The organism is Streptomyces iconiensis (genome assembly GCF_028657195.3).
GTDB classification, from domain to species: Bacteria; Actinomycetota; Actinomycetes; order Streptomycetales; family Streptomycetaceae; genus Streptomyces; species Streptomyces iconiensis.
In genome coordinates this window covers 53,322-76,596 of sequence record NZ_JANCPR020000041.1, presented here as the reverse complement: position 1 = coordinate 76,596, position 23,275 = coordinate 53,322, and the positions used below count along the sequence as shown (strand labels likewise).

The 23,275-nt window shown below is 71.5% G+C and carries 17 protein-coding genes and 1 pseudogene; 2 read left to right on the top strand and 16 right to left on the bottom strand.

Annotation, left to right across the window (positions count from 1 at the left end; all coding sequences use genetic code 11):
• Positions 1-91: 91 nt before the first annotated feature.
• The 10 genes and pseudogenes from NMN56_RS32125 to NMN56_RS32080 all read right to left on the bottom strand — a co-directional run.
• Positions 92-1,228, bottom strand: a pseudogene (locus NMN56_RS32125) (uroporphyrinogen-III synthase); the annotation flags it as partial.
• Between the two features lie 126 nt (positions 1,229-1,354).
• Positions 1,355-1,984: a nitrite reductase (NAD(P)H) small subunit gene (locus NMN56_RS32120; RefSeq protein WP_274041841.1), complete on the bottom strand. Its 630-nt coding sequence runs from the start codon at positions 1,982-1,984 to the stop codon at positions 1,355-1,357.
• Positions 1,981-4,938: a nitrite reductase large subunit NirB gene (nirB, locus tag NMN56_RS32115; protein ID WP_430542766.1), complete on the bottom strand. Its 2,958-nt coding sequence runs from the start codon at positions 4,936-4,938 to the stop codon at positions 1,981-1,983. The genes NMN56_RS32120 and nirB overlap by 4 nt, the downstream gene beginning before the upstream one ends.
• A gap of 8 nt (positions 4,939-4,946) precedes the next feature.
• A complete protein-coding gene (locus NMN56_RS32110) occupies positions 4,947-6,812 on the bottom strand; it encodes an FAD-dependent oxidoreductase (protein WP_274041843.1) in 1,866 nt (621 codons plus the stop codon).
• Positions 6,809-9,253, bottom strand: coding sequence for a molybdopterin oxidoreductase family protein (locus NMN56_RS32105; protein ID WP_274041963.1), 2,445 nt, complete (start codon positions 9,251-9,253; stop codon positions 6,809-6,811). Before NMN56_RS32105 ends, NMN56_RS32110 begins: the two co-directional genes overlap by 4 nt.
• A 125-nt stretch (positions 9,254-9,378) precedes the next feature.
• A complete protein-coding gene (locus NMN56_RS32100) occupies positions 9,379-10,947 on the bottom strand; it encodes an MFS transporter (RefSeq protein WP_274041844.1) in 1,569 nt (522 codons plus the stop codon).
• A 93-nt stretch (positions 10,948-11,040) separates the two neighbouring features.
• Positions 11,041-11,205: a hypothetical protein gene (locus NMN56_RS32095; protein WP_274041845.1), complete on the bottom strand. Its 165-nt coding sequence runs from the start codon at positions 11,203-11,205 to the stop codon at positions 11,041-11,043.
• Between the two features lie 282 nt (positions 11,206-11,487).
• Positions 11,488-12,990, bottom strand: a complete 1,503-nt coding sequence (locus tag NMN56_RS32090) for a sodium:solute symporter family protein (RefSeq protein ID WP_274041846.1) — start codon at positions 12,988-12,990, stop codon at positions 11,488-11,490.
• Entirely contained in the window at positions 12,987-13,325 is a 339-nt protein-coding gene (locus tag NMN56_RS32085; RefSeq protein ID WP_274041847.1) for a DUF3311 domain-containing protein, read from the bottom strand. The genes NMN56_RS32090 and NMN56_RS32085 overlap by 4 nt, the downstream gene beginning before the upstream one ends.
• 44 nt (positions 13,326-13,369) lie before the next feature.
• Entirely contained in the window at positions 13,370-15,016 is a 1,647-nt protein-coding gene (locus tag NMN56_RS32080; protein WP_274041848.1) for an amidohydrolase, read from the bottom strand.
• A gap of 246 nt (positions 15,017-15,262) precedes the next feature.
• On the opposite strand from NMN56_RS32080, the gene NMN56_RS32075 reads away from it, so the two are divergent.
• Positions 15,263-15,745, top strand: a complete 483-nt coding sequence (locus NMN56_RS32075) for a VOC family protein (RefSeq protein ID WP_274041849.1) — start codon at positions 15,263-15,265, stop codon at positions 15,743-15,745.
• Between the two features lie 63 nt (positions 15,746-15,808).
• On the opposite strand, the gene trpD is transcribed toward NMN56_RS32075, so the two are convergent.
• The 5 genes from trpD to ctaE form a co-directional block, all read right to left on the bottom strand.
• Entirely contained in the window at positions 15,809-16,876 is a 1,068-nt protein-coding gene (trpD, locus tag NMN56_RS32070; protein ID WP_274041850.1) for an anthranilate phosphoribosyltransferase, read from the bottom strand.
• Positions 16,877-17,070: 194 nt separating this feature from the next.
• Positions 17,071-18,720 carry a cytochrome bc1 complex cytochrome b subunit gene (gene qcrB, locus NMN56_RS32065; protein WP_274041851.1) on the bottom strand — a complete coding sequence of 550 codons (1,650 nt, stop codon included), beginning with the start codon at positions 18,718-18,720 and terminating at the stop codon, positions 17,071-17,073.
• A complete protein-coding gene (qcrA, locus tag NMN56_RS32060) occupies positions 18,717-19,784 on the bottom strand; it encodes a cytochrome bc1 complex Rieske iron-sulfur subunit (RefSeq protein WP_274041852.1) in 1,068 nt (355 codons plus the stop codon). Before qcrA ends, qcrB begins: the two co-directional genes overlap by 4 nt.
• Positions 19,781-20,593, bottom strand: coding sequence for a cytochrome bc1 complex diheme cytochrome c subunit (gene qcrC, locus NMN56_RS32055; protein ID WP_274041853.1), 813 nt, complete (start codon positions 20,591-20,593; stop codon positions 19,781-19,783). The genes qcrA and qcrC overlap by 4 nt, the downstream gene beginning before the upstream one ends.
• Positions 20,594-20,685: 92 nt before the next feature.
• On the bottom strand, positions 20,686-21,303 hold the full coding sequence (ctaE, locus tag NMN56_RS32050; protein WP_274041854.1) for an aa3-type cytochrome oxidase subunit III: 618 nt from the start codon (positions 21,301-21,303) through the stop codon (positions 20,686-20,688).
• Positions 21,304-21,532: 229 nt separating this feature from the next.
• Between ctaE and NMN56_RS32045 the strand changes: the two genes are divergently transcribed.
• Entirely contained in the window at positions 21,533-21,943 is a 411-nt protein-coding gene (locus NMN56_RS32045; protein WP_274041855.1) for a hypothetical protein, read from the top strand.
• Between the two features lie 50 nt (positions 21,944-21,993).
• Here the strand turns inward: NMN56_RS32045 and NMN56_RS32040 are convergent, their stop codons facing one another.
• The gene (locus NMN56_RS32040; RefSeq protein WP_274041856.1) at positions 21,994-23,244 is read right to left on the bottom strand and encodes a L,D-transpeptidase; all 1,251 of its coding nucleotides are present in this window, start codon (positions 23,242-23,244) and stop codon (positions 21,994-21,996) included.
• Between the last annotated feature and the right edge of the window lie 31 nt (positions 23,245-23,275).

Here is a 23,275-nt window from a genome sequence, read left to right as displayed (position 1 = left end):
TCCGGTCATCACCGTCGCCACGGCCACCGCGGGCATCACCGTCACCGCCGTCGCCACGGCCACTCCGGCCATCACCGTCGCCACGGTCACCGCAGTCGCCCGCGTCCCAGGCGATCCGGTAGCCCCGTTTGACCACGGTCTGTACCACGCCCGGGACGCCCAGCGCCGTACGCAGCCGGCCCACGGCCGCTTCCACCGCGTGTTCGTCGGCGCCGCCTCCGGGGAGGGCGGGGAGCAGTTCGGCGCAGGAGAGCACCTGGCCGGGGCGGCGGGCCAGGGCGCGGAGCACGGCCAGGGGGCCCGGGTGCACAGGCCGGGGTTCGCCGTCCACGAGGACGGCTGTGCCGCGCAGTTCGAGGGTGTGCCCCGCGACGGGCAGCCGGGGGGCCGCTGCGGGCAGGCGCTCGCCGAGCAGGCGGACGAGTGCGCCGACGCGGAAGCGGTCGGGCCAGTAGGCGGGGAGGTCACGGGCGAGGAGCGGCGCCGCGGTGACGGGGCCCACGCAGGCCGACTGGGTACGGTCCCGCAGTGCGCGGGTCAGCTCCTCGGTCACGCCCCGTTCCTCCGCGCGGGCGAAGAGCCCGGCGGCGGCGAGGGCGCTGGTGAAGGTGACGGCGTCCACACCGCCGTTCACCAGCGTCTCCAGCAAGCGGTCGAGCGGCGCCAGGTCGAGGGGCGCCGTCCACCTGTACACGGCGACCGGTACCACCTCGGCGCCGGCGCACCGCAGGGCGTCGATGAAGTCCCGCAGGGGTTCCCCGTGCAGTTGTACGGCGATGCGGCGCCCGGCCAGATCGTCCCGCGCGAGCAGCCGTTCGAGCACCTCGGTCGAGGACTCGGAACCCGGCGACCACGCCTCACGCAGCCCGGCCGCACGGATGGCGCCGCATGTTTTGGGCCCCCGCGCCAGCAGTTCGGCACGCGCCAGCGTGCCCCGTAGTGCCTCGCCCTCGCCCCAGCCGTCCGCCGCCTCGACCCAGCCGCGGAACCCGATCCCCGTCGTGGCGACCACCACGTCCGGTGGCCGGTCGGTCAACTGCCTTGTGGTTTCCCGCAGTTGTGCGTCGTCGGCCAGGGGGGCGATACGCAGTGCGGGCGCGTACAGCACGGCCGCGCCCCGCCGCTCCAGCAGCGCTCCCAGTTCCTCCGCACGGCGCGCGGCCGTGACCGCGACCGTGAACCCGGCCAGTGGTGGCGCCGGGCCCGTACCCGTACGGTTCCGCGACAGGCGTGCCGTCACTCCGTCTCCCTCCGGTGGTAAAGGGACATCGTCACCCGAGCCCCGTTTCCCCTGCGTTTCCGCCAGGCGTCACCTCAGTCACACCTACCGGCTCAGTCACACCTGCCGGCTCAGTCACACCTGCGGGCCGTCACTCAGGGGCACGCCTCCGGGCGACTGCCCGGTCATGCCGGCGGGCGACACCTCGACCACGCCGTCCACCGCCCGGACTCCGTACACCGGCAGGGACACCTCGGTACCGTCCCCGGCGTCGTCGTTCAGGCGGCGCCCGGTGCTCAGTTCGAACGTTTCCTTGCCGAGCGGCCCGGTCACCACCGGCGTGCCGCCGCTGTCGCCGACGATGCCGTGGCAGATGACGGGTGCCCCGCTGAAGGGGTCCACGTTGCCGACCGCGTGCAGCGCTCCCGTGTGCAGGCGGAAGAGCGCGACGGTGGCGCCGCAGGGGAGGAGCGCGGCGCGGCCCTGTTCGGGCGGGAGGTCGTCCACGGGGCAGACGGGGGTCCATCGGGAAGCGGGGCCCTTGTCGCTCGCCGCCAGGGATCGGGAGCCGGGGCCGGGCGCGAATGCCGGTACGGGCCCAAGTACGGACGCGGACGCGGGCACGGACCCGGACGCAGGCACCGACGCGGACGCAGGCGGAGGTAGCGCGGGTTGCGGGGGTTGCGGGGAGTACGGGCTTTGCGGGGAGTACGGGCTCTGCGAGGAGTACGGGTTTTGCGGGGAGTCCACAGGGTGGAGGGTCATGCGACGGTCACCTTCTCTCGCGGTACGGCGGGGAATCCGAGCGGCACCGGCTGGTCGCGCTCGACGGCGAAGGAGATCGCGGGGTCAGGGGTGTCGGGGGCGTTGACGAAGGAGTGGAAGCGGGCCAGTTTCGCGGGGTCTTCGAGCACGCCGCGCCATTCGTCGCGGTAGGCGCCCACATGGCGCTCCATCGCCGCGTCCAGTTCGCCGCAAATGCCCAGCGAGTCGTCCATGATCACGGCGCGCAGGTGGTCGAGCCCGCCGTCCATGGCCTCGATCCAGGCGGCGGTGCGCTGGAGGCGGTCGGCGGTACGCACGTAGAACATCAGGAAGCGGTCGATCGCGCGCACGAGCGCGTCCCGGTCCAGGTCGGCCACCAGCAGTTCGGCGTGGCGGGGTGTGAATCCGCCGTTCCCGCCCACGTACAGGTTCCAGCCGTTCTCCGTGGCGATGATGCCGAAGTCCTTGCTCCGCGCCTCGGCGCACTCGCGCGCACACCCCGAGACCCCCGCCTTGATCTTGTGTGGGCTCCGCAGCCCTCGGTAGCGCAGCTCCAGTTCGATCGCGAGGCCCACCGCGTCCCCGACCCCGTACCGGCACCAGGCGGAACCCACACACGACTTCACGGTGCGCAGGGCCTTCCCGTACGCGTGTCCCGATTCGAAACCGGCGTCGGTCAGGCGCCGCCAGATGGCCGGGAGCTGTTCGAGCCGGGCACCCAGCAGGTCGATCCGCTGCCCGCCCGTGATCTTCGTATACAGCCCGAAGTCCCTGGCCACCTCGCCGAGCACAATGAGCCGGGCCGGAGTGATCTCCCCTCCGGGGATGCGGGGTACGACGGAGTACGTGCCGTTGCGCTGCATGTTGGCGAGGTGGCGGTCGTTGGTGTCCTGGAGCGCGCCGTGTTCGCCGTCGAGGATGTGGGTGGCGCTGTCGCGGGAGGCGAGGATGGAGGCGACGGCGGGCTTGCACACGTCACAGCCCCGGCCGCGCCCGTGCTGTGCCACCAGTTCGGAGAACGTGGTGATGCCGGTGGCCGCGACGATCTCGTACAGGTCGGCGCGCGAGTGCGCGAAGTGCTCGCACAGCGCGCGCGACTGTGCGACCCCGGCCGCCTCCAGCAGTCGCTTCAGCGCGGGTACGCACGAGCCGCAGCCGGTACCGGCCCGCGTACAGGACTTGAGCGAGGCCACATCGGTGCAGCCCTGCGCGGTGACGGCCTCGGTCAGCGCGCCCTTCGTCACGGCGTGACAGCTGCACACCTGTGCGCCGTCGGGCAACGCCGCCACGCCACCGCCCACGCCACCCTCCGCGCTGCCCGGCGCCAGCAGCGCGCCGGGGTCGCCCGGCAGCGCACTTCCGACCAGCGGCCTCAGCAGCGGGTAGGCCGACGCGTCGCCGACCAGAATGCCGCCCAGCAGCGTCCTGGCGTCGTCCGAGACGACGAGCTTGCCGTAGGTCGCGGCGACGGGATCGTTGAGTACGACCTCCAACGCACCCGGCGTGACCCCGAGCGCGTCCCCGAACGAGGCCACGTCCACACCGAGGAGCTTGAGCTGTGTGGAGGTGTCGGCGCCGACGGGGAGCGATGGCTTGTCAGTTGCGGAGGTCCTGGTGGTCGTGCCAGTCGTGGTCTTTGCGGTGTTCGCGGAGCCGACGGGGCCGGCGGCACCCTCGGAGGCCGTGACGCTCACACCGTCCCTGGCGCCCGTGCTGCTCGCGGCGCCCCCGGAGCCCGCGCCGTCCTCGGAGCCCGCGCCGTCCTCGGAGCCCGCGGCGCTCGCGGCACCCGTGGCGCTCGCGTCGTCCCCGTCGTCCCCGGCGTCCCCGTCATGCGCGCCAGTCGCGCCAGTCGCGCCAGTCGCGCCAGTCGCACCGTACGCAGCGCGCTCGCCGTACTCGCCGTACTCGCCGCCCCCGGTGAGGAGTTGGCCCACAACGGTCTCGGCCATGGCGTAGCCCGGGGCGACCAGTCCGAGCGTTCTGCCGTTCACGCAGGCGACCTCGCCGACGGCCCACACGTGTGGGTCCGTCACCGACCGGCAGGTCGCGTCCACGACCACTCCGCCCCGCTCGCCCACACGCAGTCCGGCCTCGCGGGCGAGTTCGTCGCGTGGCCGCACGCCTGCGGCGAAGAGGACAAGGCCCGTGTCCAGGTGGGTGCCGTCGGTGAGTTCGACTGCGGTGACCCGCCCTGTCGCCGGGTCGGTGACCACGCGCTCGGTACCGGTACCCGTGTGGACGGTCACGCCCAACTCCCCCACCATGCGGCCGAGCAACGCGCCGCCGCCCGCGTCCAGTTGGGTCGCCATCAGGTGCGGTGCCAGCTCGACCACGTGCGGGGCCAGCCCGAGAAGGCGCAGCGCGTTCGCCGCCTCCAGCCCGAGGAGCCCGCCCCCGACGACTACGCCGACCCCGCCACCCGTACTCCCCCCGCGTCCGGCCCCGGTCCTGCCTTCGCCTCCGACACGGGCGGCTGCTGCCCGGATCGCGTCGATGTCGTCCAGCGTCCGGTAGACAAGGCAGCCAGGCGCCCCGCTCCCCGGCACGGGTGGCACGAACGGCCGCGACCCGGTGGCGAGTACGAGCGCGTCGTACGGCATCCGCGCTCCCGAGGCGGTGGTCACGGTGCGGGCCGTGCGGTCGACGCCCGTCGCCGGGTCGCCCGGCCGCACGTCGACACGTGCGGCGTCGTGCGGTGGCAGGCGCAGCGCCGCCTCGTCGGCGCCGTCGAAACAGGTGGAGAGCGCCACCCTGTCGTACGCGGGCCTGCCCTCCTCCCCGAGCACGGTGACCCGCCAACTCCCCTCCATGTCCCGGGAGATGAGGGACTCCACCAGGCGGTGCCCGACCATCCCATGCCCGACGACGACGAGCCGGCGGGACGCGGAACGTACGGGCGGTACGGGCCGAACGGGCGGTACAGACGGTACGGGTGGTGGGGAAGGGTTCAGCACTGCGCTCACCTCGTGGCGGTCGAAGTCGAAGTCGGGCTCGGGTCCTGGCTCGGGTCCGGGTTCAAGTCCGGGCTCACGTCCGGGCCCAGGCCCCGGCTCGGGTCCCGGCTCGGGTCCCGGCTCAGGCCCCGGCTCAGGCCCCGGCTCGGGTCCCGGCTCAGGCCCCGGTTCACATCCGGACTCGGGCCCCGGCTCACGTCCGGGGCCTGAGCGCCCCGGGTCGTCGGCGGTACGGGATCGGTCTCGGCCAGCCAGGCCGCAAGCTTCTCGACGGCGGGCGCGCAGCCACCGCATCCGGTGGTGGCGCGGGTGGCGGAGGCCAGTTCGGGCGCTGAGCGCGCACCCTCGTACCAGGCGGTGCGCAGCGCGCCCTTGGTCACGCTGTTGCACCGGCACACCAGCGCGTGGTCCGGGAGTGCTTCCGGGCCCGTCGGGCTCTCCGGCGGCAGGGCCCGGCCCAGCATCAGGGCGAGGCGGTCGGAAGGTGCCGGGGCTCCTCTGTCGTGGAGCTGGATGAGTCCGGCCGCCGCATCGGGCAGGCCCAGCAGAATGGCGCCGGTGACGCGGTCGCCCCGCAGCACCAGCTTCGCGTAACGCTCCCGTGCGGGGTCCTCGAACCGCAGCACCTCGGCGCCCGTGCCACCGGCGCCGTACCCCTCGTCACCGGCCCCAGCGCGACCAGCGCCCTCCCCCACCCCACCGGCACGGTCCTCCACCCCACCGGCACCGCCCCCCGTCCCACCAGGTCCGTCCCCCACCCCACCAGGGCCGTCCGCCACCACATCCGCACCGGCGCCGCTCTCGTCCTCCGTGAACGGGTCGCCCAGGCACGCGAGTTCGATACCGGCCGCCTTCAGCCGGGTCACGCGGGGTGTGCCCGTATAGCGGGCGTACGGGTCGTCGCCGGTCAGCCGGGCGGCGAGCACGGCGGCCTGTTCCCAGCCTGGCTGTACCAGTCCGGGGTCAGCGTCGGCGCAGTCACCCAGGGCGTGCACGGCCGGGTCGGAGGTGGTGAGCGCGTCGTCCACGGCGATCCCTTCCGCCGCGACCGCCAGGCCGCACGCCTCCGCGAGTGCGGTGTCGGGCCGCGCGCCCGTGCACAGCAGCAGCCCCGCGGCGCGCAGCACCTCGCCGCCCTCCAGGTGCAGGCCCTCGCCCGGCACCCACCGTGCGGCCGTTGCCCCGGCCCTCGGCTCAACTCCCGTACGGCGCAGCGAACGCGCCAGCACCCGGCCCGCACCCGCGTCCAGCTGACGGTCCATGACATGCGCTGCCGGGTGGACGACGGTGACGCGCACCCCGCGTGCTGCCAGGGCCCGCGCGGCCTCAAGCCCGAGCACGCCGCCGCCCAGCACCACCATCCGTTCGCCCCGAGCGCGGGCACGGTCGGCGAGGCGCCGCACCCTGCGCGCGTCCACGACCGTACGCAGCACCCCGACGCCCCGCGCGAGGGCGCCGTCGGCATCCCGCACCCCGGGCACGGGCGGTACGACAGCGGTGGCCCCTGTCGCCAACACCAGCCTGTCGTAGGGGAGTTGGGCCCCGTCGTCGGCGGTGACGAAGCGCGCGGCCCGGTCGATGCGCACGGCACGTGCTCCCGTACGGGCCGTAAGCGCACGAGTACCGGCCCCATGCCCGTGCCCAGCCCCGTGCCCGCCCCCGGCGGGCCCGCCGAGCGCGAGGTCGTCCTCCGTGAGGGACCCGGCGAGCAGGCCGGGGAGCAGCACCCGGTTGTACGCGCCCGAGGGTTCGGCTCCCAGGACGGTCAGCCGTACGCGCTCACCGTGCGGGTCACGGCGCCCGACCTCCTCGATGAGCCGGTTACCGACCATGCCGTACCCGACGACCACGACGTCCAGCGCGCGACTCATGCGGCTGCCCCACTCCCCGGGAGGCCCCGATCGAGGCCCCGATCGGGGTGAACGCCCGCTGAGCGACCGTCTCCCAGGCGCCCGCCCCCGGCACTTCCGCCCCCCGTACTGCCATCCCCAGCACCCCCGGCACGGCCGCCCTCGGCACGTCCGTCCCCAACCCATCCGTCCCCACGAAGGTCCTCGTCCGCACGAAGGTCCCCGTCCGCGCGCTCCAGCCGTACGGCGCACAGCTTGAACTCCGGCATGCCGCTCACGGGGTCCAGCGCGGGGTTGGTGAGCGCGTTGGCCGCGCCCTCGCCCGGGAAGTGGAACGGGAGGAAGAGCGTGTCCGCACGCATCGTCGCGTCGTAACGCGTACGCGCGAGCACGCTGCCCCGCCGCGAGACGATCCGCGCGGGGTCACCGTCGGCCAGCCCGGCCCCGCGCGCGGTATCCGGGTGCACCTCGACGTAGGCGGCGGGAGCCGCGGCGGCCAGTTCGGGCACACGGCGGGTCTGCGCACCCGACTGGTAGTGCTGGAGCTGGCGTCCGGTCGTCGCGTACAACGGGTACTCCGCGTCCGGCACTTCGGCCGCCTCGCGGTGCTCGACGGGCATGAAACGGGCCCGCCCGTCGGGGTGTGCGAAGCGGTCGAGGAAGAGCCGCGGCGTCCCCGCACCCGGCTCCCCGCCGGTGGCGCCGGTGGCCGCACTGCCGGTGTCCGCATCTTCGATGGTCACATCGCCGGTGAGCGCACCACCGGTGGCCACACCACCAGTGACCGCACCACCCGTTACCGCATCGCCACGGACCGGCCAGTACAGGGCATGCCCCGCGTCCAGCCGTGCCGTATCGGCGCCCGAGTAGTCGGCCGGTCCCCCGCGCGAGGCCCTGCGCAGCTCGTCGAGCACGGCGTCGGGGTCGTCGGGGAACTCGGCCTCCGTACGCCCCAGCCGCACCGCGAGTCCCCGTAGTACCTCCAGGTCTGTACGGACGCCGGGCGGGGGCGGCTGGGCGCGGCGCCTGCGCAGGATGCGGCCCTCCAGGTTGGTCATGGTCCCTGACTCCTCGGCCCACTGCGCCACCGGGAGGACGACATCGGCCAGTTCGGCGGTCTCGGAACGTACGAAGTCGGCGACCACCAAGAGGTCGAGTGCGCGCAACCGGTCGAGGACACGGCGCGAACGGGGCGCCGAGACGGCCGGGTTGGAGCCCATCACCAGGAGCGCCGAGGGCCCGTGCGCGGTGCCGAGCGCGTCCAGCAGTTCCCACGCGCCGCGCCCGGGGCCCGGCAGCGTCTCGGGCGCCACGCCCCAGACCTCCGCGACATGGGCGCGGGCCGCGCGGTCGTCGATACGGCGGTAGCCCGGAAGCTGGTCGGCCTTCTGCCCGTGCTCGCGCCCGCCCTGCCCGTTGCCCTGCCCGGTGAGGCAGCCGTATCCGGAGCCCGGTGTGCCAGGCAGCCCTAGTGCGAGCGCGAGGTCGATCCAGGCGGCGACCGTGTCCACGCCCTTGCTGTGCTGCTCGGCGCCCCGCCCCGTGAGGATGTGGGCGCGTGACGCGCGCGCCAGCGTGCCGGCCGCGCGCCGCAGATCGGCTACGGCGACACCGGTGAGCCGCTCGGTGCGCTCGGGCCACCAGCGCGCTGCGCACCGCCGTACGTCGTCCCAGCCCCGGGTACGCGTGTTCCGGTACGCGACCCGTTCGGTGGTGCCCAAATGCCCGTCCACGAGGGCGACATGGAGCAGCCCGAGCGCGAGCGCGAGGTCGGTGCCCGGCGCGTTGCGCAGATGCTGGCCGCCTCCTTCGAGGGCGGCCTGGGCCGTCGCCGTACGGCGCGGGTCGACCACGATCAGCCGCGCGGGGTCCAGGTGCCCCATCAGCGGCGGCATGGTCTCGGCCGGGTTCGCTCCTACGAGCACCACGGCGTGCGAGGCGTCGAGGTCGGTCACGGGGAACGGCAGCCCCCTGTCGAGCCCGAACGCCCTGTTGCCCGCCGCGGCGGCCGAGGACATGCAGAACCTGCCGTTGTAGTCGATCTGCGAGGTGCCCAGCGCCACCCGCGCGAACTTCCCCAGCAGGTACGCCTTCTCGTTCGTCAGGCCGCCGCTCCCGAACACCGCGACGGCGTCGGCACCCCGCGCCGCGCGTACGGCCGCGAACCTGTCCGCGACCAGCCCCAGCGCCTCGTCCCACCCGGCCTCCCGCAGCGGCCCGCCCTTCGTGTCCCGTACGAGGGGCGCTGTGAGCCGCTCGGGCGAGGTCAGCAGCGAGGCGGAGGTCCAGCCCTTCTGGCAGAGACCGCCCCTGTTGGTGGGGAAGTCGCGCGGGGTCACCTCCAGCACACCGGGCCGCGCACCCGGCGTGAGGGTCATGGCGCACTGGAGCGCGCAGTACGGACAGTGCGTCGCCGTACCGGCAGCGTCCGTACCGCCCGCCGACGTACGGGCCGTCACCATGCCGCCCGCCGCCGTACCGGCAGTCACCGTGCCGTCGGCAGCCGTACCGGCCACCCCCATCACACCCGCCGCCGTGCCGCCCCCGGCGCGTCCGTCCGCCGCCGTGCCGTCCACCGCGTGCCCGCTCAAGAGGCCGCGCTCCCCACGCCATCGGCCCGGCCGGCCCCGGCACGCGTCCCCGAACCACCGACTCCGGGAGCCCCGACTCCGGTAACCCCGCCGGACTCCGGCATCCCACCCGGCTGAACCCGGTCAGGTTCCGGCGCCCCGCCGGGTGCGAGCGCCTCACCAGGTGCGAGCGCCTCACCAGGTGCGAGCGCCCCGCCGGGCTCCCGCACCCCGGACCCGGCCCACCCCGACCCTCCGGGGCGCCGCAGGTACACGGCCCATGTCACGACCAGGCACAGCCCGTAGAAGGCCAGGAACGCGGCGATCGCCGGGAGTGCGTCCCCGGCCATCCGGTAGGACTGGCGGAACGCCAGGGTGATGCCCACACCGCCCAGCGCCCCGACGGCTCCGGACACGGCGATGACGGCCCCGGCCCGGCGGCGCCCCTCGGCGCGCGCGGCGTGCGGCGTGCGGCGGCCCGCCTCGGCAGCGCTCTCGGCGCGTGCCGCGTAGACGACGGGGATCATCTTGTACGTGGACCCGTTGCCGAGCCCCGTGAGGACGAACAGCACGGCGAAGGCTGCCACGAAGGCGCCGGGCGAGCCCCCCGCCGAGCCCTCGGAGCCCCCCGCTGAGGCGGCCAGCGCGCCCCCGGCGCCGAGCGCCATGAACAGGAACGTCCACGCCGTCACACGTGCCCCGCCCCACATGTCGGCCAGCCGGCCGCCCAACGGGCGTGCCAGCGAGCCGAGGAGCGGGCCGAGGAAGGTGAGGGCAGCGGCCTCGGCCGGGGTGCGGCCGAAGTCGTTCTGGAGGACGAGCCCGAACGCGAAGCTGAAGCCGATGAACGACCCGAACGTGCCGACGTACAGCAGCGACATGGTCCAGCAGTGCGGGTCTCGCAGGACGGCGCGGTAGGAGGAGTGGTCGGTTCGCGCGGTCGCCAGGTTGTCCATCCTGCGGTGCGCCAGCAGCGCCGAGAGCAGCAGCGCGGGCACGAACAGCAGCGGCAGGGTCTCCGGGTGTGCGATCCCCGCCGTGGCCAGCACCAGCAGGCCGAGCAACTGCGCGGTGGCGACGCCCAGGTTGCCCCCTCCCGCGTTGAGGCCGAGGGCCCAGCCCTTCTCGCGCTCGGGGAAGAAGTGGTTGATGTTGACCATGGACGAGGCGAAGTTGCCGCCACCCAGCCCCGCGAGCGCGGCGCACAGCAGCAGCGCCCACAGCGGGGTCTCGGGCCGCCGTACCAGTACGGCGGCCAGCAGCGTCGGCGCCAGCAGCGCCAGCGCGCAGCACACCGTCCAGGTACGCCCGCCGAACCGCGTGACCGCGAACCCGTACGGCAGCCGCAGCACGGCCCCGACCAGGGAGACGACGGACACCAGCAGGAACTTGTCGTCGGCGCTCAGTTCGAACCCGTTCTCCGGCGTCATGAAGAGCACCAGTACCGACCACATGCTCCATACGGCGAACCCGATGTGCTCGGCGAACACGGAGAGGTACAGATTGCGCCGCGCGGTCCGCCGGCCCTCCCGCAGCCAGAAGCCCTCGTCCTCGGGCTCCCACTGCGTGATCCACCGTTCTCTCACGTCGGCCTCCTCGTGCACTGGGCAGGAGTCACGACGTTAGGAACCGGCGGTTTCCGCACCGTGTCAGCACGTAACGCGGGCGAAAGCTCTTCCTCACACGGCCTGCGCTCCCCGTGTGAGCACGGCGCCGGGCATGAGTTCGGCCGCGCGTTCCCGGAGCGGCGTCGGCCCGGCGGCGGTGGTCGACGGGGACCGCGAGGCCCAGGGAGCCGTCCAGGAGCGGCCGTTGGCCGAAGCGGGAGGCCACAGGTCAATCACGAGCCCATGGTGCGGCCTTCCATACGGCCTTCCATGTGGCCTCTCATACGGCCTTGCATACGGCCTTGCAGACGGCCCTGCAGACGGCCTTCCATGTGGCCTCACCGCACGGTTCCATGCGGAAAGATGCGATGGACGCGCACACCCGGCGGGCGTGAGGCTGGGCACATGGACATGGTTCACTCCCAGGACGAAGATCGCTGCGCCGACTGCGGCTGGCCGCTGCGCGACCCGTACGAGACCGTCTCCCGGCACCCGGTCACGGAGGGAGTCGTCGTCTACTCACGGTGCGCCTGCGGTGTCCTCCGCGTCTGGCTGCACCGCGGCGTCCGGACGCCGCCCCGCCTCATCGTCGGCGGGCACAGCACGGTCACCGGCAGGCACCCGTGAACCCAGCAGCGCCACGGGGCCGCGCGCCTCGCCGGGCCGCACGAGCGTCCAGACGACCAGTACGGCCGCGTTGAGCGCCATGGACACCAGCCCGGGGTTCACACCGCCGAACTCGGTCTCGCGTACGTACAGCACGATCGCCGTCACCACACCGACCGCCATCCCGCACGCGGCGCCCGCAGCTGAGGTACGGCGGAACCAGAGCACGGAGATCCATGCGGGCACCAGCTGCGCGAGCAGCATGTAGGTCAGGTTGAGCACGGTGAGCATCAGCGCGGCTGCGTACAGCGTGAGCAGCGCGGCGACGACGACGAAGCCCGCGACGACCAGCGTGGAGGTGCGCCGCTGGACGTCGGTACGGGCACCGCGCATCAACGTGCGGGTCACCACGCCGCTCACATTGAGCGCCGTCACCGCCAGTACGAGGACGCCACTGAGCGCGGCTCCAGCGGCGACGAACCCGACCAGCCATTCCGGCAGCAGCGCGCGTGCGGCGGCGATGAAGGCGGTGTTGGGGTCCTTCAGGTGCGGCTTCTCCGCGAGCGCCCAGTAGGAGGCGAGCACGAGGAAGGGGAACATCAGCATGTAGAGCGGCATCCACACCGTCGAACTCTTCACTGCCGCCTCGGACTTGGCGGGGAAGATGTAGGCGGCGCCGAACGCGAGGTAGAAGACGACGGCCTGGAAGACGATGGTGGTGAGCGTATAGGTGAGCTGACCGCCCTGGAGCGTGACGCTGGGCAGCGGCACCGCGTGCGCGCCCGTGACCTCCTCGACGCCGCCCGCCTTCATCACCGCGGCGATGCCGACGGCCGCGACGCCGAGCACCATGAGCGCGTCCTTGAGCACGGAGACGAAGGCAGGGGAGCGCACACCCGAGACGGCGACGTACAGGAAGCCGAGCACACCCGCCGTGACCACGCACTGGAGCGGGGTGAGCCGCAGATCCATGGCGCCGAGCACCGTGCGCAGCCCGATGAACTGGTACTGCCCCCATGGGATCAGCGCCACCACCATGGTGAGCGCGGCGACGACCTCGATCCCCCTGCTGCGGAAGTGCCGCCCGAAGACCTCCGGAATGGTCATCGCGTCGTAGTGGTGCCCCGCGCGCCACACCAGTGGTGCGATGAAGTAGCCGAGCACGTAGGCGAGAAGGATGTAGCCCATGAACCAGACGGCCGACGAGGCCCCCTCGGCGTAGACGCCACTGGGGAAGCCGATCATGGCGCCGATGCTGTAGACCTCGCCGACGGCGAGGAAGTAGATCAGCCACGCGGGGAACGAGCGCCCGCCGACGAGGAACTCGGAGATCCCCCCGCCCCTGCTGATCCGCCCGGCCAGCAGTGCGAGCAGCATCGCGGCTGCCAGTACGAGCGCGACGACGGCGGCGATCACGAGGCGCCCCCCGGCTTCCGCCGGGGCTCCGGAACCTGCCCGTACCCCAGCCCTCCCCCGGACCCCGGCTCCGGCCCCGGTTCCGGCCCCGGTTCCAACTCCGGCCCCGGTCCCGACTCCAACTCCGGTCCCGACCCCGACTCCGACTCCGGCTCCCTGTAGTGCCGCCGGTCGAAGACCCGCCAGCTCACCGCGAGGCACACCGTAGTGAGCGGAAAACAGAGGAAGACCCACAGGTAGAGCGCGGGCCAGCCGAGCACGCGCGCACCGGAACCCGACAGGAGCGTCACACCGCCCAGCAGCGCGAACGCCGGGACACCCAGCCCGACCAGCACGCTGGGCCAGCTCCGTACAGCACGTACAGCACGTACGGCACCGGTCACAGCGCGGGGCTCAGCTCACCTGTGGCGCTCCAGGCGACCTCGCCGCCCACGACCGTGGCCTCGACGCGCAGCGTGCGCAGCGCCTCCGTGGTGACGGCCGTCGGGTCGTCGGACAGCACCGCCAGGTCGGCCAGCTTGCCGGCCTCCAGCGTGCCCGTCTCGCCCTCCTCGCCCGTCAGATGCGCGGCGTCGACCGTGTAGGCGCGCAGCGCCCGTTCGACGTCGACGGCCTGCTCGGGCCCGAGCTCGTGACCGTCGCGCGTCCTGCGCGCCACGGCGCACCACACGCCCTCCAGCGGCGGTACGGGTGTGACGGGCGTGTCCGAGTGCAGCCCGTAGATGATGCCTCTGCGGTGCGCCGAGACCAACGGGCTGATACGGCGCGCCCGTTCGGGCCCCAGCCACAGGTCGCGGTGGCCGTCGCCCCAGTAGTAGACGTGCTTGACGAAGAACGAGGCGAGCACGCCCTGTTCGGCCATCCTGTCGAGCTGGTCCTCGCGCACGGTCTGGCAGTGCTCGATACGGTGCCGCCGCGCCGCGCTGTCCACATGCCGGTAGGCGCCCACGATGGCCTCGATGGCCGCGTCACCGTTCCCGTGCACGGCCGCCTGCCAGCCGGCGGCGTCCACGTCGGCGACCATCTCGGCGAGCCGCTCGGGCGACTGGAGCATCATGCCGTGCTCGTCGGGGTGCTGGTGATAGCCCTCGGCGAGGCAGCCGGTACGGCCCTGGATCGAACCGTCAGCGATGATCTTCACCCCGGCGAGCCTGAAGCGCTCCCCGTCCGAGGCGGCGCCCAGCTCGCCCGGCGTCGGCATGCGCCCGTCCGCACCGGCGAACGCCTGGTGCGCCAGGTAGCTGCGCACCCGGGTGCGCAGCTCGCCCGAAGCGGACAGCCGCCTGTAGAGGGCGAGTTCGCCGGTGCCGCCGAAGAGCCCCGTACCGGTGTCGTGCACGGTGGTGATGCCGTTGGCCAGGAACTCCCTGTCGGCCAGCCGCAGCGCGTGCGCCAGGGTCTCCTCGTCGGGCCGGGGCAGCTGGGAGTTGACCAGGAAGGCCGCGGTCTCCACGAGCACCCCCGTGGCCTCGCCCGAGGCGTCCCGTTCGATACGGCCGCCCGGCGGGTCGGGGGTGGCGGCCGTGATCCCGAGCAGCGCGAGCGCCGCCGAGTTGACGGTGCAGAAGTGCCCCGTGACATGGGTGAGCACCACAGGGTGGCGGGGCGATACGGGGTCCAGGTCGTGCCGCGTGGGATGGCGCCGGTCGGCCAGCAGCGTGTGGTCGTAGCGGAACCCCCGCACCCACTCCCCCGCCGGCGCCTCCCGCACGGCGACCGCGAGCCGCTCGGCGATGTCGGCGATCCGGTCGTTGGGCGGCGACCCGGCGTCCACGGGCGCCGCGAGCGCGAAGCCGAAGAAGACGGGGTGGTTGTGGGACTCGATGAAGCCGGGGATGGCCGTGCGGCCTTCCAGTTCCAGTACCCGGGTGTGCGGGCCCGCGAGCGCGGAGATCTCCCGGTCGTCACCGAGCGCGGTGATCCGCCCCCCGCGCGCCGCCAGCGCGCTCACCCGGCGCCCCGCGCCGTCGAGGGTGAGCACGACACCGCCGCGCACGATGAGGTCGGGTTCGGTGGGTACTGCCATACGGGGCTTCCCTCCAGGAGTGCGGAGAACCGCCGCTGAGCCGGTCGGCGCAGACCATGCTCATCAGGCGGCACGCGTACAGGAAGATCCAGAAGAGGCGGCTCTCGTGGGACCAGCCGCACCGGTAGCGCACATGCCGATGACTTCCTGCGGCAGCACCGGTCTCTCTTCTGGAAGCCCACACAGGGATTCGACAGACTTCGGCACACATGTCCGCACAGGGGTCCCGAAAAGGAGTGAACCACCATGCAGAAGCCGCAGAAGATCACCAATTGTCTCTGGTTCGACAACCAGGCGGAGGAGGCGGCGAACTTCTACATCACGCTCTTCGACGACTCCCGCATCACCGATATCACCCGCTACGGCGCGGACGGCCCTGGCGAGCCCGGCTCCGTGCTGACCGTCGCCTTCGAACTGGCGGGCCAGGGCTATGTCGCCCTGAACGGCGGCCCGCAGTTCCACTTCACCGAGGCCATCTCGCTGCAGGTCGACTGCGAGACGCAGGCCGAGGTCGACCGGCTGTGGGACCGGCTCACCGCCGACGGAGGCGAGGAGAGCCAGTGCGGCTGGCTCAAGGACAAGTACGGCCTGTCCTGGCAGATCGTCCCGCGCCGCCTGATCGAACTGCTCAAGGACCCCGACCCGGCCAAGGCCGGCGCCGTCACCCGCGCCATGCTCGGCATGCGCAAGATCGACGTACCGACCCTGGAGGCCGCGTACAAGCAGTGAACAGGCACCGGGCGCACCACCGCCCGGCCGGCGCACGCGGCCCCGGCCGGGCGGAACGTCGGCTCAGCCCTTGGCGCTCGCGGCCACCCAGCGCTCCAGCGTGGCGCGCGCCGCACCCGAGTCGACGGAGTGCGCCGCGCGCTCCATACCGGCGGCGAGCTGCTCGGCCAGCGGCGCCTCCGTGGGCGTGAGCGCCACGAGCGCGGCGGCCGAGTTCAGCAGCACAGCGTCCCGTACGGGCCCGCGCTCGCCCTCCAGCAGCCTGCGTGCCACATCGGCGTTGTACGCGGCGTCGGCGCCGCGCAGCGCCTCGACCGGCACCAGTTCGAGCCCCACGTCACGCGGATCGAAGCTCTCCTCGCGTACGAGCCCGTCCCGTACGACCCAGACGGTCGACGTGGCCGTCGTCGTCAGCTCGTCCAGTCCGTCGTCACCCCGGAAGACCAGTGCGGACGAACCGCGTGCCGCCAGCACCCCGGCGATGATCGGCGCCATCCGCGCGTCCGCGACCCCGGTCGCCTGCGCGCGCACGCGGGCCGGATTGGTCAGCGGGCCGAGGAAGTTGAACGGGGTCGGGATCCCCAGGTCCTTGCGTGCCACCGCCACATGCCGCAGCGAGGGGTGGAACCTGATCGCGAAACAGAACGTGATCCCGGCCTCGGCCGCCACCTCGGCCACCCGGCGCGGCGACAGCTCCAGGTTGACCCCGAGCTTCTCCAGCACGTCGGAGGCCCCGCTGGCGCTGGAGGCCGCGCGGTTGCCGTGCTTGACGACCTTCACCCCGGAACCCGCGACGACGATCGCCGACATGGTGGAGATGTTCACGGTCCTCGCCCGGTCGCCGCCGGTCCCGACGATGTCCACGGAGGGCCCCGGCACCTCGATCACGTTCGCGTGCTCGTACATCGCGCTGACGAGCCCCGAGATCTCCTCGACCGTCTCGCCCTTGGCCCGCAGCGCCACCGCGAACCCGGCGATCTGCGCGTCGCTGGCCTCGCCGCTCATGATGCGGTCCATGGCCCACTCGGTCGCGCCGGCCGACAGGTCCTCGCCGGCCAGCAGGGCCCCCAGTACGTCCGGCCAGGTACGCGCCGCCACGGTGTCGCCTCCGGCGGGTGCAGCAGCGCTCATGGGAACCACTTCCTGGCAGTCGTTGGGGACACCTCCCGGCCGCAGACCGGGGGAGGGTGTGCCCACCATATCGAGCACGGGCACCGCCGCGCCCCGCCCCTTCGCGAAGCCCGACCCCCTGGCACGCCAAAGGGGGCCCGCGGGGAAAACCCCGCGAACCCCCTCCGTGTGTGGCGATTCAGCCGTGCGCCGGGCTAGTGGTGCCCGTGTCCGCTTTCGATCTCGCGGTACTCCTCGCTGGTCGGCTTGGGGATCTGACCCGACTCCCCGAAGTAACCCTTCGACAGCTTCGCGCGCATCTTCTGCCCGCGCGAGACCTTCCGCTCGACGCCGTTCTCGTCCGTCCCGGGACCGATCTCGGCCGGCTGGTACTGCTCGTGCGCCGTGAGCGTGTGCAGCTGTTCCTGGTTGAGCGGCTCGTGGACCTCCACGAACTCGCCGTGCGGCAGCCGCTTGATGGTGCCGGACTCCCGCCCGTGCAGCACCTTGTCGCGGTCGCGGCGCTGCAATCCGAGACAGATTCTCCGCGTGATGACGAAGACGATGACGGGTACGACGAAGAATCCGATGCGCACGAACCACGTGATCGCGTTGATCGACAAGTGGAAGTGCGTCGCCCAGAGGTCGTTACCACCGCCCACGAGCAGCACGAAGTACCAGGCGATCCAGGCGGCACCGAAGCCAGTACGCGTCGGCGCGTTCCGTGGCCTGTCCGCGATGTGGTGCTCGCGCTTGTCTCCCGTGACCCACGACTCGATGAACGGATAGACCGCGATCGCACCGAGCACCACGGGCAGGATCATCAGCGGGATGAACACGCCCAGCACGAGCGAGTGGCCCGCGACGTTGATCTCCCAGCCAGGCATCACACGGACGAGCCCCTCGGGGAAGCCCATGTACCAGTCGGGCTGCGCGTTCGTCGACACCTGATCGGGCCGGTACGGGCCCAGCACCCAGATCGGGTTGATCGTGAAGAGCGCGGCGACCGCCGAGATCACACCGAAGACCAGGAAGAAGAAGCCTCCGGCCTTGGCCATGTAGACCGGCAGCAGCGGCATGCCGACGACGTTCTTGTTCGTACGTCCAGGGCCCGCGAACTGGGTGTGCTTGTGGTAGAAGACCAGGATCAGGTGCGCCACCAGCAGGCCCAGCATGATGCCTGGCAACAGCAGCACGTGCGCCGAGTAGAACCGGGCGATGAAGTCGTGCCCGGGGAACTCCCCGCCGAAGAGGAACATCGAGAGGTACGTGCCGACGATCGGCACGGACAGGATCGCGCCCTCCATGAAGCGGACACCGGTGCCGGACAGCAGGTCGTCGGGGAGCGAGTAACCGGTGAAGCCGGTGAACATGCCCAGGACGAACAGCAGGAAGCCGAACAGCCAGTTGACCTCGCGCGGCTTGCGGAAGGCCCCCGTGAAGAAGACGCGCATCATGTGCACGAACATCGCCGCGAGGAAGATCAGCGCCGCCCAGTGGTGGATCTGCCGCATGAGCAGACCACCGCGTACGTCGAAGCTGATGTCCAGCGTCGAGGCGAACGCCTCGGACATCTGCACACCCTGCATCGGCACGTACGGGCCGTGGTACTCCACCTCGTTCATCGACGGGTGGAAGAACAGCGTCAGATAGACACCGGTCAGGATGATGATGATGAAGCTGTAGAGCGCGACCTCACCCAGCATGAAGGACCAGTGGTCCGGGAAGATCTTGCGCATGTTGGCCTTGGCGAGGCTGAAGATGCCCAGCCGTCCGTCGGCCCAGTCAGCGACCCGCTCACCCGCGGGTGCTTTCTTCTTCTCCCCGGCAGCCGCGCTGCCCGGAGTGTCGGTTGCAGTACTCATCCGCGCTCCCAGAAGGCCGGACCGACGGGCTCCGCGAAGTCGCCCTGCGCTTCGAGGTAGCCGTCCTTGTTGACGCTGATGTTGAGCTGCGGCAGCGGGTGACCTGCGGGCCCGAAGAGCACGCGGGCACCGTCCGAGAGGTCGAACGTCGACTGGTGACACGGACACAGCACGTGGTGCGTCTGCTGCTCGTACAGGCTGACGGGGCAGCCGACGTGCGTGCAGACCTTCGAGTACGCGACGATCCCGTCGTGCGACCAGTCCAGCTCGCGCTTGTCCTTGATGTCCTTCGGCTCGATCCGGACCAGCATCAGGGCCGCCTTGGCGATCTCCTGCTGGAAGTCCTCGTCGTGGTGCTCCAGGCCCTCGGGCCGGGCGAAGGTCAGCGAGCCGACGGCGATGTCCTCGGGCCGCAGCGGCTCGTTCGTGTTCTCGTTGACGAGCAGCTTGCCCTTGGCCCACGCGGTGTGCCGCAGCTTGTCCTCGGGCAGCGGGCCCATGTCACGCAGCAGGACGACGCCGGAGAGCGGCACGAGCGCCACCGCACCGAACATCGTGTTGCGGATGAGCTTCCTGCGGCCCATGGCCGACTCTTTGGCACCCTGCTTGAAGTCGGCGAGAACCTGCTCGCGGACCGCGGGCTCGGCGGCGACGGTGTGCCGCTCGTCGATCATTTCCTCGTCCGACATCAGCGTGCGGGCCCAGTGGACCGCGCCGGCGCCGATGCAGAACAGGGCGATACCGAGGGTGAGCCCCAGGGCCAGGTTCAGCGCGCTGACATGCCCGAGCGGCCAGACAAAGATGATCTTGTCGATCGGGAAGGCCACGTAGGAGGCGATGAACGCCACCGTGGCCAGCATGGACAGCGTGAACATGAAGGCGACGGCACGCTCGGAGCGCCTCGCTGCCTTCTCGTCGATGTCCTGGATACGGGGCTCATGGGGCGGCAGCCCGGGGTCCGCGAACGGATCGTCCTTGCGCGCCACCGCGCCATGGCCTGGTTCCTGCGCACTGGGCAGGTTTTCGTCTGACACGTTCTCGTGTGGTCCAGTCTCGCTACTCATGACTTCCTGGCCTTTGCGGTCCGAGCGGCGACCCAGACGGCGACGGCGACCATCGAACCGAGGCCGAAGATCCAGGCGAACATGCCTTCGCTGACGGGCCCGAACCCACCGAGCTTGAAGCCGCCCGGGCTCTCGGACTTGTCACTGTTGACCGTCTTCACGTACGCGACGATGTCGCGCTTGTCCTTCTCCGGCATCACCGTGTCGGGGAAGGAGGGCATGTTCTGCGGACCGGTCTGCATGGCCTCGTAGATGTGCTTCTCGCTCACGTCACCGAGGTCAGGAGCGAACTTCCCATGAGTGAGGGCGCCGCCCTCACCGGTGAAGTTGTGGCACTGGGCGCAGTTCGTCCGGAACAGCTCGCCGCCCTTGGCGACGTCCGATCCGTTCGGGTCGTACTGCTTCTTCGTGGGCTGGGAGGGGCCGGAGCCAAGAGAAGCGACGTAGGCAGCGAGCTGGTTGATCTCGTCCTGGTCGTAGACCTGCTTCTTCTTCGGCGCCTGTGCACCCTGCTGCTGGAGCGGCATGCGCCCGGTGCCGACCTGGAAGTCCACCGAGGCGGCGCCGACGCCGACCAGGCTCGGACCGTCGCTGGTCCCCTGGCCGCCGGTTCCGTGGCAGCTTGAGCAGCCGACGTCGTAGAGCTTCTTGCCCTCCTCGATGGCGAGGGACTGACTCGACCCCTTGTCGGCCTTGGCCTCACCCGCAGGGGCGAACGCGGTGTACAGCCCCCCGGTGGCCGCCAGCGCGAAGAGTAGAACGACGAGCGCCGCCAGCGGATGGCGCCGTCGTGCGGAGAGCTTTTTCACGGATTACCCCGGTGTCAGGATCTTCTGCGTCGATGCTTTACGTGTCCGTCTGTCTCGCGGTCCGGCAACCGGCAGGACCGCGCCGCGATCTCTTACTTGATCAGGTAGATCGTGGCGAAGAGGCCGATCCAGACGACATCGACGAAGTGCCAGTAGTAGGACACGACGATGGCAGCGGTGGCCTGGTGGTGAGTGAACCGCCTGGCCGCGTATGTCCGCCCCAGGACGAACAGGAATGCGATCAGGCCGCCCGTCACGTGAAGCCCGTGGAAGCCGGTGGTCAGGTAGAAGACCGAGCCGTAGGGGCTGGACGAGAGGGACGTGCCCTCCTTGACCAGCTCCGTGTACTCGAAGACCTGTCCACCGATAAAGATCGCACCCATGATGAAGGTGACGATGAACCACGCCCGGAGCTTCTTCACATCCCCGCGCTCGGCGGCGAAAACGCCGAGCTGACAGGTAAGGGAGGAGAGCACCAGGATCGTGGTGTTCGTCGCCGAGAAGGGGAGATTCAGCGCACTCGCGTGCTCCTTCCAGTACTCGGCTCCTGTCACCGATCGCAGGGTGAAGTACATCGCGAAGAGGGCCGCGAAGAACATCAGCTCGGAACTCAGCCAAATGATGGTTCCGACGCTGGTGAGGTTCGGCCGGTTGACCGATGGGTGCGCGTGCCCGGTTTCTACTGCTGTTGCTGTCGCCACGACCGACATTATGTCGGTCGCTTATCCCGGCCTCACTTCGGGGGGTCCCGTTCGGTGTGTCAGGGCCTCCAGTGACCGCCGTGCCCTGCTCATACGGCCCAGCATCGGCCCGTACGAACCGCTGTTGACGGTGCGTCGGAAGGAGTAGCATCCGACGCGAGCCGCCCATGGAGACACCCGGTACGCCTGTGCTCCGGTGCTCCACGCGACCCGAACCCGACCCGAACGCGGAGGAACGATGCAGCCGACCGCCACGGTGCTGGTCTACAGCGACAACGCCACCACCCGCGAGCAGGTCAGGCTCGCCGCAGGCCGCAGGCCCGCCACCGACGTGCCCCCCGTCGAATACCTGGAGTGCGCGACGCTTCCCGCCGTACTGACGGCCCTTGAGGAGCGGAAGATCGACGTGTGCGTCCTGGACGGCGAGACCGCTCCGGCCGGCGGCATGGGCGTGTGCAGGCAGATCAAGGACGAGGTCTTCGAGTGCCCGCCCGTGCTGCTGCTGATCGGGCGCCCGCAGGACGCCTGGCTGGCGACCTGGAGCAGGGCCGAGGCCACCGTCTCGCACCCCGTGGACCCCGTCGCGCTCGCCGAGGCCCTGGCTGGCCTGCTGCGCGAGGGTAACGGCGCCCCGCTCGCCCACACCTGACGGAGTCCGGGACGCCCCCGGCGTCCCGGACTCGTGCCGCTTCGCGCGGCTCACACGCGGGGGCGCAGCCTCGCCGTGTCGGCGGGGGTCGCGCCCTCCCGCTTGTCGCCCTCGACGGCACTGCCCTTGCGCCACTTCTTCCAGGACAGGTTCCAGTCCCCGAAGCCGTTGCCGAAGGGCGCCATGCTCTCGCCCGACGTGTTGACGTGCTGGACGATGTCGCCCTGCCGGACGCTGTCGAAGAACCAGCGCGCGTTCCCGCTGCTCAGGCCCGTACAGCCGTGGCTCACGTTGGAGACGCCCTGGGAGCCGACCGACCAGGGGGCACCGTGCACGTACTCCCCGCTGTTGGTCAGGCGGGTCGCCCAGTACACCGGCAGGTCGTAGAAGTCGGAGGCGCCGATGCTGGCGCTCGTCATCCGTACGAAGGATTCCTTGGCCAGGATCACCTTGATCCCGTTGCGCGTCCTGTAGCCCGCCTTGCCCGTGGTGATGGGCATGCTCTGGACGGTCTTCCCGTTGCGTTTGACCTTCATCACCAGCGACGAGGCGTCGGCGATGGCCTCGACCCTGTCGCCGGTCTTCATCCGTACGGGTCTGGCCGCACCGCCGTACAGCCCGTCGCGGATCTTCAGGCCCTTGAGGTTGGAGCGCAGGGTGACGGTGGCGTGCGCCGGCCAGTAGGAACGCGGGCGGAAGTGCAGCTCCTTGCTGTCCACCCAGTGCCAGGCGCCCTCCACACGCGGGTTGGAGTTCACCTTGAGCGCGCGCTCGATCATCTCGCGCTGCCCGGGGTTCTTGACCCGGTGGCTCAGCTCCGCCGTCAGAGGCATTCCGACGCCGTATGTGCCGCTGTCAGGGCCCAGCTTGACCTTGAGGCGCTTGCCCTCGGGCTTGGTCTCGAAACGCGTTGTGCGCCGCCCTGGGGCGCCCTCGTCGTTCTCCGTGCTGATCTGGACGTTGTAGCGGACCCCTGCGGCCAGGGGGCCTGTGCTGCGCCAGCGCTTGCTGTCCGCCGACAGCTCGCCGGGCAGCACCCGGCCGGCGGCGTCGGTCGCGAAGACGTCGGTGAGGGTGTCCTCGCCGTTCTCCGCTGTCACTTCGAGAGGCTGATCGGGGTTCACGGTGCGGTCGTCGTCTCCGGCACTGACGGTGACGGCGTCCGAGGCGTCGTACGGGGTGGAGGCGAGCGGGTCCGAGCTGCCGCCGCCGCAGGCAGTGAGCCCCACGGTCAGGGGCGCCAGCAGCGTGGCGCAGCTCATCACCGCCCGTCGCTTGGTTCTGTCCGGCCTGTGACTCATGGGCCCAAAATATGAATAATCGTCAATTCGG

Excerpts from the sequence above, each read along its gene's own strand:
- NMN56_RS32105 (WP_274041963.1), bottom strand. The coding sequence starts at position 9,253 with ATGGTGACGGCCCGTACGTCGGCGGGCGGTACGGACGCTGCCGGTACG.
- NMN56_RS32040 (WP_274041856.1), bottom strand. The coding sequence starts at position 23,244 with ATGAGTCACAGGCCGGACAGAACCAAGCGACGGGCGGTGATGAGCTGC.
- NMN56_RS32110 (WP_274041843.1), bottom strand. The coding sequence starts at position 6,812 with ATGAGTCGCGCGCTGGACGTCGTGGTCGTCGGGTACGGCATGGTCGGT.
- NMN56_RS32080 (WP_274041848.1), bottom strand. The coding sequence starts at position 15,016 with ATGGCAGTACCCACCGAACCCGACCTCATCGTGCGCGGCGGTGTCGTG.
- trpD (WP_274041850.1), bottom strand. The coding sequence starts at position 16,876 with ATGAGCGCTGCTGCACCCGCCGGAGGCGACACCGTGGCGGCGCGTACC.
- NMN56_RS32075 (WP_274041849.1), top strand. The coding sequence starts at position 15,263 with ATGCAGAAGCCGCAGAAGATCACCAATTGTCTCTGGTTCGACAACCAG.
- NMN56_RS32120 (WP_274041841.1), bottom strand. The coding sequence starts at position 1,984 with ATGACCCTCCACCCTGTGGACTCCCCGCAAAACCCGTACTCCTCGCAG.
- qcrA (WP_274041852.1), bottom strand. The coding sequence starts at position 19,784 with ATGAGTAGCGAGACTGGACCACACGAGAACGTGTCAGACGAAAACCTG.
- NMN56_RS32045 (WP_274041855.1), top strand. The coding sequence starts at position 21,533 with ATGCAGCCGACCGCCACGGTGCTGGTCTACAGCGACAACGCCACCACC.
- qcrB (WP_274041851.1), bottom strand. The coding sequence starts at position 18,720 with ATGAGTACTGCAACCGACACTCCGGGCAGCGCGGCTGCCGGGGAGAAG.
- ctaE (WP_274041854.1), bottom strand. The coding sequence starts at position 21,303 with ATGTCGGTCGTGGCGACAGCAACAGCAGTAGAAACCGGGCACGCGCAC.